Source organism: Oleiphilus sp. HI0067 (assembly GCF_001635735.1).
This window is the reverse complement of record NZ_LWFI01000163.1, coordinates 1-695: the sequence shown is the minus strand read 5'-3', so window position 1 is coordinate 695 and position 695 is coordinate 1. Positions and strand designations below refer to the sequence as shown.

General features: G+C 40.6%; 1 protein-coding gene. It reads left to right on the top strand.

Annotation, left to right across the window (positions count from 1 at the left end; translation table 11 throughout):
- Positions 1-695: SDR family NAD(P)-dependent oxidoreductase (locus A3739_RS02255; protein WP_068500083.1), on the top strand; the 695-nt coding region annotated here is incomplete at both ends.

The window sequence follows — 695 nt, the reverse complement described above, 5'->3', positions numbered from 1 at the left end:
GTATCGGTTTTGAGACAGTACTTCGTTTTCTTGAATTAGGTTGTAAGGTCGCAGCGATTACGCGTACTGAAGCAGACCTTTTAAATCTCAGCGCTTCAGCTGGCGAGAACTCAAAGCATTTATTTACGTTTTACGGTGATGTTTCAAGTGTTGATGAAGTGAATGCTTTCGCTGATGCAGTGTTCGAAAAGTATGGTCAAATAGATGTTCTAATAAATAACGCTGGAATGCGATTTAGAAAGCCATTTATTGAGATTGCATACGATGAATGGNGTAATGTCATGGATGTAAATCTTGGTAGTACGTTTTTAATGTGTCAGGCCTTTGGCAAGCATATGTTGAAGCAGAGATCAGGGAGAATCATCAATATGGCCTCCATTGTTGGTACGCTTGGTTTACCTGAATTAAGTGGATACGCAGCATCCAAGGGTGGAATTATTAGTTTGACGAAATCCTTGGCGCTTGAGTGGGCTGAATTTGGAATTAATGTAAATGTTGTTGCTCCTGGCTTCTGCGAAACGTCTTATACCGATAATTTCAAGAAGAAGACTGATCTATATCAATTTACATTAGATCGAACACCTAAAGGTCGCTGGGGACAATCTAAAGACATCGCAAATGCATGTGTCTATCTGGCTTCGTCTCTTTCCGATTATGTAACGGGTGAGGTATTGAATGTTGATGGCGGATGGAGT